This window comes from Kribbella sp. NPDC059898 (assembly GCF_042730855.1).
Classification (GTDB): Bacteria; Actinomycetota; Actinomycetes; order Propionibacteriales; family Kribbellaceae; genus Kribbella.
The window spans coordinates 223,101-231,763 of sequence record NZ_JBHWKR010000010.1 but is presented as its reverse complement, the minus strand read 5'-3'; the positions used below and the strand labels follow the sequence as shown (position 1 = coordinate 231,763).

Below are 8,663 nucleotides of genomic sequence, written 5' to 3'. Positions count from 1 at the left end.
CACGGGGGGTGGCCCCCACCCATCGTGGCCGCCCCCCCACGCCGGTCGGTGAGGAGACAATCCCGTGCTCTATTTCGTGGCGCGCCGCCTGGTCAGCGCGCTGAGTGTCGTGCTCGCGACGTTGATCGCGACGTTCACGCTGTTCTTCGTCGCGCCGACGGACCCGGCCGGCGCGATCTGTGGTGACCGCAACTGCACGGCGCAGCGGTACCAGGAGATCAAGACCAACTTGCACCTGGACCAGCCGAAGGCGCAGCAGTTCGCGGAGTACACCGCGGGGATCTTCACCGGCCGTGACTTCACCACCTCCGGCGTCAAGCAGCACTGCGCGGCGCCGTGCCTCGGCTTCTCGTTCAAGAACGACCGGCCGGTCACCGACATGATCAAGACCCGGTTCCCGGTGACGCTGTCGCTGGTGCTCGGGTACGCCGTACTCGTGCTGACGATCGGCGTCTTCGTCGGGTCGATGGCGGCGAAGCGGCGCGGGACTCTCGGCGACCGGGCGCTGATGACCAGCACGCTGGTGATCAGCTCGGTGCCGTACTACATCGTGGCGCTGATGGTGGCGCTCTATCTGACCGTGCTCTATCCGATCCTGCCCCGGGGTGAGTGGACACCGCCCTCGGAGAATCCGGGCAAGTGGATAGCCGGTCTGCTGACACCGTGGCTGGTGCTCGGCGTCTACAACTGTGTCTCCTACGCGCGGTACGCCCGCGGCTCGATGGTCGAGACACTGAGCGAAGACTTCATCCGGACCGCACGCGCCAAGGGCCTGTCGGACCGGGTGGTGACCTACAAGCACGCGCTCCGGTCCGGGCTGATCCCGGTCGTGACGATCTTCGGTCTGGATGTCGCCGGCAGCCTCGGCGGCGCGATCTTCACCGAGCGGATCTTCGACCTGCCGGGGCTCGGCCAGCTGGTGCTGGACAGCTTGAACAACTACGACCTGCCGGTGATCATGGGCACCGTGCTGGTTGCCTCGGTGCTGATCGTGGTGATGAACCTGCTGGTCGACATCGGCTACAGCCTGATCGACCCGCGGGTGAGGCTCGCATGACCGCCGAGGAGCAGCAGACACCCGAAGACCGGAAGGACAGCATGGCCGAGGACGCAGCGACCCCGGCGGACGCTCCGGAGGCTGCTGAGGCCGCCAAGCGTGGTCCGTCGGTCGCCACCCGCGAGCGCCGGGTGGCGTCGATCAACCCGAGCGGCGAGACGCCGTACCTGGTGGTCGAGGACCTGGCCGTGAAGTTCCCGACCGCCGACGGACTGGTCAGCGCGGTGAACGGGCTGAGCTACTCGGTCCCACTCGGCCGGACGCTGGCGATCGTCGGCGAGTCCGGCTCCGGCAAGTCGGTGTCCAGCATGGCCGTGATGGGTCTGCACGACCGGAAGCGGACCCGGATCACCGGGTCGATCCGGGTCGGCGGCGACGAGATCGTCGGCCTGTCCGAGAACGACCTGATGAAGATCCGCGGCGACGCGGTGTCGATGGTCTTCCAGGACCCGCAGTCGTCGCTGCACCCGCTGTACACGATCGGCAACCAGCTGGTCGAGGCGTACCGGGTGCACCACAAGGTCTCCAAGGACGTCGCGAAGAAGCGCGCGCTGGAGATGCTCGACCTGGTCGGCATCCCGAACCCGCCGCGCCGGTTCAAGCAGTACCCGCACGAGTTCTCCGGCGGTATGCGGCAGCGCGCGATGATCGCGATGAGCCTGATCAACGACCCGAAGCTGGTGATCGCCGACGAGCCGACCACCGCGCTCGACGTCACCGTGCAGGCGCAGATCCTGGACCTGCTGAACAACCTGCAGAAGGAGTTCGGCTCCGCGATCGTGCTGATCACCCACGACCTGGGCGTGGTCGCCGAGATGGCCGACGACGTGCTGGTGATGTACGCCGGCCGCTGTGTCGAGTACGGCACCGCCGAGGACGTGCTGGCGAACCCGCGGATGCCGTACACCTGGGGCCTGCTCGAGTCGATCCCGACCGTGTCGGCGGCCAACGAGCGGCTGCGCCCGATCAAGGGCCTGCCGCCGAGCCTGCTGAACCTGCCGGACGGCTGCTCGTTCAACCCGCGCTGCCCGTACAAGGACCGCGTCAAGGGCGAGCTCTGTACGACGGAACTGCCGGAACTGCTGCCGGTCGACGGCGCCGGTGCGCACACGTCCCGTTGTCACCTGCACGACAAGGTCTCGGTGTACGAGACCGAGGTCGCGCCGAGACTGGGCTGACGAGGGGACTGAGGAGAGAGATGAGCGACGCAACCCTTTCCGACGTGGTCGGGAAGCCGGCCGCCGAGGGCGAGACCCTGCTGCAGGTCCGCGACCTGAAGATGCACTTCCCGATCAAGGAGGCCGCCGGCCTGGCCCGGACCAAGAAGGTCGTCCAGGCCGTCGACGGCGTCAGCTTCGAGCTGAAGGCCGGCGCCAGCCTGGGCCTGGTCGGCGAGTCCGGCTGCGGCAAGTCGACCACCGGCCGGATGATCACCCGGCTGCTGACCCCGACGTCCGGCGAGATCGTCTTCAAGGGCACCGACATCGCGAAGCTGAAGGAGCGGGACCTGCGCCCGTTCCGCCGGCAGCTGCAGATCGTCTTCCAGGACCCGTACAGCTCGCTGAACCCGCGGCAGACTGTCAGCAACATCATCAGTACGCCGCTGCGGGTGCACAAGCTGGTGCCGCGGAACAAGGAGCTCGAACGGGTCCAGGAGCTGCTGGAGCGGGTCGGCCTGAACCCCGAGCACCACAACCGGTACCCGAACGAGTTCTCCGGCGGCCAGCGGCAGCGGATCGGGATCGCCCGGGCGCTCGCCGTCGAGCCCGAGGTGATCATCGCCGACGAGCCGGTGTCCGCGCTGGACGTGTCGATCCAGGCCCAGGTGATGAACCTGCTCGAGGACCTGCGCCGCGACCTCGGGATCGCGTTCGTGTTCATCGCGCACGACCTCGGCGTGGTCCGGCACTTCTGTGACGAGGTCGCGGTGATGTACCTCGGCAAGATCGTCGAGCGGGGCAGCCGGGACCAGATCTACAACGCGCCGCAGCACCCGTACACCCAGGCGCTGCTGTCCGCGGCCCCGGACCTCGGCACGATCCGCGGCGTCCCGCCGAAGGAGCGGATCCGGCTGGTCGGCGACGTACCCTCGCCGATCGACCCGCCGAGCGGCTGCCGGTTCCGCACCCGGTGCTGGAAGGCGGAGGACATCTGCGCCACCCAGGAGCCGCTGCTGGAGATCAAGCCGCAGTCCTCCGAGGGCCACACGGCCGCCTGCCACTTCGCGGAGCCGAAGGTCGACCTGACCGCCGCCACCGCGTGATGTGCTGAGTAGGCCCCCGTCAATGGCGACGGGGGCCCACTCCTGTCTACTTACTTATGGGTCCAGACGTAGCCCATGAAGCCGTCCAGGTGCCAGCCGGCCTTCACGTACGCCGCGGCCTGGGCGGTGCGCATGACCCGCCAGCCGAGCCCGTTCTTCGACACCCGGTAGATCCGTGCGCGGTCCGAGGCGGCGGCGAGAGGGATCCGCCCGATGACACCCTCGTACACCCACTGACCCGAGGCGGCCAGCTTGTTGCGCTCGGCAGTGGAGATCGACAAGAGGTACGACGACCCGGACTTCACCCGGAGCCGGTACACCGGGACGGTGCCGCGGACCGCGGTGTTCGCGACGTAGCCGGGAACCTGGCCGGTGAACGTCCAGCCCCGCTTCTGCGCACTCAGGAACTCCACCTGGTTCGAGGTGTAGAAGTACCCCTTCGCACCGGCGGTGCGCATCTCGATCAGCTGCGTCCGGTACGACGTGGCCGTGACGGAGGTCGTCGCCGCACCCGCACTGTTCGCGACCGCGACACCACCGGCGACCAGCGCCGCGGTCGTCACGACGGCGCCCGCACCGAGCACCCGGGCGCGACGCGTCCCCGGAATCTTCCACTTCATCGTTGTCAAACCTTTCGATCCTGGTCGAATTAGATGCTTCAGGCAACTAGCCCGTCCAGGACGTTAACCCCGCAAGGGGGTCGGGCCGCCCAGAACCTGAGAAGGTTCTCCTGCTTACGCGCGGCCGTGGGCCTGGCGGCTCCGGCGGCTCAGCGAGTCGATGGTGACGGCGATCAGGAGGACGCCGGCGGTGACGATGTAGCGGACGTTCGAGTCGAGGCTGAGCAAGGCCAGGCCGTTGGAGATCGACATGATCACCAGCGCGCCGAGGAGTGCGGAGTACGCCGAGCCGCGGCCGCCGAACAGGCTGGTGCCGCCGATGACGGCGGCGGCGATCGCGTTCAGGTTGGTGTCCGTACCGCCGCTGGCCTGACCGACCGCGACCAGGCGGGCCGCGGCCAGGATGCCGCCGAGGGCCGCGAACGTCGAGCAGGCGGCGAACACCGACAGGTAGATCGCCCGGACGTTGATGCCGGCCCGGCGGGCGGCCTCGACGTTGCCGCCGACGGCGAAGACCGAGCGGCCCCAGCGGGTCCGGCGTACCGCGAAGTCGGCGACCACCACGAGCGCGAGGAACAGCAGGAACATCGAGGAGACGCCGCGGTCGCCGTTCAGGATCGCGACCGGGACGAGCAGGACGACGGCGAGGCCGGCTGCCTGGACGGCGATGAACGACGTCGGCGCCGCGGACAGCCCGGCCGCGAGGCGGGCCTTCCGGCTCCGCAGCCGGGTGAGCGTGCAGACCGCTACGACCACGACGACCAGCCCGTACGCGACGGCGGGGGAGAGGAAGCTGCGGGTGGCGAAGCCGACCAGCGCGGAGTCGTACGGCAGGTTGATCGTGCCGTCCTTGCCCAGCACCAGCAGCTGCAACCCGAGGAACCCGAGCAGCCCGGCGAGCGTGATGACGAAGCTCGGTACGCCGAACCGCGTGTACAGCAGGCCGTAGAACAGCCCGACCAGCACGCCGAGCACGATGCCGATCAGCAACGAGATCACGAGCGGCCAGCCCTTGTTGACGAACGTCACGCCGACGACGGCCGCCGCGAACCCGCTCACCGAACCGACGGACAGGTCGATCTCGCCGAGCAGCAGGACCAGCACGATGCCGAGCGCGATCACGCCGACCGAGGTGGTCTGCAACGTCAGGTTGACGAGGTTGCGGCTGGACAGGAACGAGCTGTTCGCGATCTGGAAGACCGCCCAGATGATGATCAGCCCGATCACCACCGGGACCGACCCGAGGTCGCCGGAGCGGAGCCGCGCGGTGAAGGCGCTGACCGCGCCGCTGATCCCGTGGCTCGCGATCAGCCGCTCGTCCTGCAGGTCGGCGGGCAGGTCCGCGGCCGACCGGTCGGCCGCTGGGGCCGCGCCGTCCGGCTCCGGCGTGTTCGCCGTACCGGTGCTGTCCTGGGGGCGGGTGCCCGATCCCTGGATGCTCATCTGGTGGGACCCTCCTCCGGGTTCCGGCGCATCGCGCGCGCGGAGACCGCGTTGTCTTCGGCGCCGGTGATCGCGGCGATGATGTCCTGCGTCCGGGTCTCGCTGACCACGAAGACGCCGTTGTTCCGGCCGAGCCGCAGGACCGCGACCCGGTCGGCGACCGCCATCACGTCGGCCATGTTGTGGCTGATCAGGATCACCGCGAGTCCGCGTTCGCGGAGCCGTTCGACCAGGTTGAGGACCTCGGCGGTCTGAGCTACGCCGAGGGCCGCGGTCGGTTCGTCCAGCATCACGACCTTGGGCCGGCCGAGCAGGCTGCGGGCGATCGCGACGGTCTGCCGCTGGCCGCCGGACAGGCTGGCGACCGGGATCCGGACCGACGGGATCTTCGCGGACAGCTGCCGGAGCAGCTCCCAGGACTGGCGTTCCATCTCGACTTCGTCGAGGGCGCCGGCGGACTGCAGCTCGCGGCCGAGGTACAGGTTCGCGACCACGTCGAGGTTGTCGCAGAGCGCCAGGTCCTGGAACACGGTGGCGATCCCGAGCTGCTGCGCCTCGGCCGGGCTGCCGACCCGGACCTGGCGGCCGTCGAAGACCATCGTCCCGTCGTCCGCGGTGTAGACGCCGGCGATGGTCTTGACCAGCGTGGACTTGCCGGCGCCGTTGTCGCCGACCAGCGCGAGTACCTCGCCGGCCCGGACGTCCAGCTCGATGTTCTTCAGTGCCTGGACGGCGCCGAAGCGCTTGGAGATCCCCTCCAGCCGCAGCACCGTACCGGCGCCGACGTCGAGGGGAGCCGGGGTAACAGTCACGCGATCAGCCTCCTGGGGCTTGGATTCCAGGCCATGATCCGGCGGTACGGCGGGGCGGAACAGGCTCTGCCGGTTACGGAACCTGAAAGACCGGCGTTGCCCCCGCACCTCACTACGGGGGCAACGCCGCGGGGCGGTCAGTTGGTGGAGAGTCCGGCGGCGGTGCAGGCCGCGGCGAACGACGCCGTACAGATGTCGGTGATCTTGTACAGGTTGTCCTTCACCACGGTGTCCTTGATGTTGGCCTTGGTCACCGCGACCGGGTCGAGAATCGTTGCCGGTACGCCGTTCTTGTCGGTGGTGGACTCCGCCTTGCCGCCGTTGGCCAGCGCCACCGCGCCCTTGGCGGCGGCCTCGGCCTCCGGCTTGACCGCCTTGTAGATGGTCATCGCCTGGTCGCCGGCGACGATCCGCTGGATCGCGGCCAGCTCCGAGTCCTGCCCGGTGACCGGCGGCAGCGGCTTCACGCCGCCACCCTTGAGCGCCGCGATCGCGCCGCCCGCGGTGCCGTCGTTGGCGGCGTACACACCGACGAGGCCGTTCTTGATCGCGCTCAGCTGGCCTTCCATCCAGGACTGCGCCTTGTCCGGGCTCCAGTCCGGTGTGTCGAACTCGGCGGCGATCTTGAAACCGCTCGAGTCCAGCACGCTGTGCGCGCCCTTCTTGAACTCGGCCGCGTTCGGGTCGGTCGGGGAGCCGTTGATCATCGCGATGTTGCCGGAGGTCTTGCCGGCCGCCTTGAGGGTGTCGACCAGGGTCTGCGCCTGCAGCTTGCCGACGGCCTCGTTCTCGAACGACACGTAGTAGTCGGCCTTGTCGATGAACCGGTCGTACGCGACCACCGGGACGTTCTGCGCCTTCGCGGAGGCGGCGACCGCGGCGGCGGCCTTGCCGTCGACCGGGTCCAGGACCAGCACGTTCGCGCCCTGGGTGAGCGCTGCCTCCGCCTGCTGCTGTTGCTTGGACGCGTCCTGGTCGGCGTTGCTGTAGATCAGCTCGCACTTCGCGCAGGCCGCCTTCAGTGCCTCGGTGAACAGCGGGCGGTCGAGGGCCTCGTACCGGGTGGTCTTCGACTCGGGCAGCAGCAGCGCGATCTTCTTGGCGTCGCCCTTGCTGCCGGAGTCGTTGGAGCCGCAGGCGACCAGTGAGGTGGCCAGGGCCGACACGGCGATGCCGAGGCCGACGAGACGGATTGCGGAGAGGGACATGTGGCGGCTCCTTGACGGGACAGGCCGATTTGGCCTGCCCCGCAGTCAAGCCGGGTCAGCCCTTGACGTCAAGACTTGAATTCAAGAAATGGAGATATTGGTGTGACTCAGCATCGACGCCCGGTGGATCGCGCCCACGATGTCGGCCTCGTCGCCGAGCTCGGCGGGCCGCAGTTCGACGGTCGCCGCGGCGCTCGGGATCGCGCACCGGTCGAGTGCCTCGCGGAGCGGGCCGAGGATCAGGTCGCCGGCCTCGGCGAGCAGGCCGCCGACCACGATCGCCTCCGGGTTCAGCAGGTTCACCACGCCGGCCACCGCGACACCGACCCGGCGGCCGGCGTCCTCGATCACCCGGCGGCAGCCCGCGTCGCCGGCCGCCGCGCGGTGCACGATGTCCTTCAGCCGCAGCGGTCCGTGGGAGGCGGCGAGGCTGCTGATCAGTGCGCGAGATCCGACGAACGTGTCCAGGCAGCCGCGGTTCCCGCACCGGCAGATCGGGCCGTTCTCGTCGATCGTGACGTGGCCGATCTCGCCCGCCGTACCGGCCGAGCCGCGGTACACCTCGCCGTCGATCACCAGCCCCGCGCCCACGCCGTACGAGAACTTCAGGTAGCAGCCGTTCCGGACGCCGCGCAGCCCGCCGGCTCGGAGTTCGCCGAGGGCCGCCAGGTTGGCGGTGTTGTCGAGCGCGACCGGGGCCCGCAGGTACGCCGACATCGCGTCGGTGACGTTCACGCCGCGCCAGCCGGGGAGGACGGCGTCCGACCCGGCCTCGCCGCTGACCGCGTCCACCGGCATCGGCAGCCCGAACCCGATCGCGGAGATGTCCTCGACGCCGGAGCTGACCGTCTCGGCCAGGTCGGCGAGCAGCCGGGCGGCGCGCTCCATGCCCTCGTCGGCGACGTGGTCGGCCTGCAGCGGCATCAGCTGCTGGGCGAGGATCTCGCGGGAACCGTTGGCGACCGCGACCCGGACGTCGCGCTCGCCGAACGCGACGCCGGCCAGCAGGCCGCCGCCGGACGCGAGCGACACCAGGACGGCGCGGCGGCCGTTGCGGATGCTGCGGGACAGTCCGACCATGCCGGCCTGGTCGAGCTCCTTCACCATGTTCGACACGGTGGCCGCGGAGAGACCGGAGGCGGCCGCGATCTCGACCTGGGTGAGCGGGCCGTGCTGCCGGACGACACCGAGAACGCGCGCACGGTTGGCTTCGCGCAGCGAAGCCTGCGACCCCGGAGCTGGGCGGGTTGCGTTCATTAC

8 protein-coding genes are annotated in these 8,663 nt (G+C 69.6%); 3 read left to right on the top strand and 5 right to left on the bottom strand.

All coding sequences use genetic code 11. The annotated features are described in order from the left end of the window. Positions 1-64: 64 nt before the first annotated feature. From ACFV9C_RS29005 to ACFV9C_RS28995, 3 genes are read left to right on the top strand one after another with little or no spacing between them, the layout of a single operon-like run. Complete coding sequence (locus tag ACFV9C_RS29005; RefSeq protein WP_380198632.1) at positions 65-1,057, top strand: ABC transporter permease; 993 nt, start codon at positions 65-67, stop codon at positions 1,055-1,057. Positions 1,058-1,098: 41 nt separating this feature from the next. Then, a complete protein-coding gene (locus ACFV9C_RS29000) occupies positions 1,099-2,235 on the top strand; it encodes an ABC transporter ATP-binding protein (RefSeq protein WP_380198781.1) in 1,137 nt (378 codons plus the stop codon). A 20-nt stretch (positions 2,236-2,255) separates the two neighbouring features. Continuing rightward, positions 2,256-3,320: an ABC transporter ATP-binding protein gene (locus ACFV9C_RS28995; RefSeq protein WP_380198631.1), complete on the top strand. Its 1,065-nt coding sequence runs from the start codon at positions 2,256-2,258 to the stop codon at positions 3,318-3,320. Positions 3,321-3,370: 50 nt separating this feature from the next. On the opposite strand, the gene ACFV9C_RS28990 is transcribed toward ACFV9C_RS28995, so the two are convergent. The 5 genes from ACFV9C_RS28990 to ACFV9C_RS28970 form a co-directional block, all read right to left on the bottom strand. After that, complete coding sequence (locus ACFV9C_RS28990; protein ID WP_380198628.1) at positions 3,371-3,940, bottom strand: hypothetical protein; 570 nt, start codon at positions 3,938-3,940, stop codon at positions 3,371-3,373. A gap of 114 nt (positions 3,941-4,054) precedes the next feature. Then, a complete protein-coding gene (locus ACFV9C_RS28985) occupies positions 4,055-5,383 on the bottom strand; it encodes a sugar ABC transporter permease (protein ID WP_380198626.1) in 1,329 nt (442 codons plus the stop codon). Next, positions 5,380-6,195, bottom strand: coding sequence for an ATP-binding cassette domain-containing protein (locus ACFV9C_RS28980; protein WP_380198624.1), 816 nt, complete (start codon positions 6,193-6,195; stop codon positions 5,380-5,382). The genes ACFV9C_RS28985 and ACFV9C_RS28980 overlap by 4 nt, the downstream gene beginning before the upstream one ends. Positions 6,196-6,332: 137 nt before the next feature. Further along, positions 6,333-7,403 carry a sugar ABC transporter substrate-binding protein gene (locus ACFV9C_RS28975; RefSeq protein ID WP_380198622.1) on the bottom strand — a complete coding sequence of 357 codons (1,071 nt, stop codon included), beginning with the start codon at positions 7,401-7,403 and terminating at the stop codon, positions 6,333-6,335. Between the two features lie 81 nt (positions 7,404-7,484). Continuing rightward, complete coding sequence (locus ACFV9C_RS28970) at positions 7,485-8,660, bottom strand: ROK family protein (protein WP_380198620.1); 1,176 nt, start codon at positions 8,658-8,660, stop codon at positions 7,485-7,487. Positions 8,661-8,663: the final 3 nt, after the last annotated feature.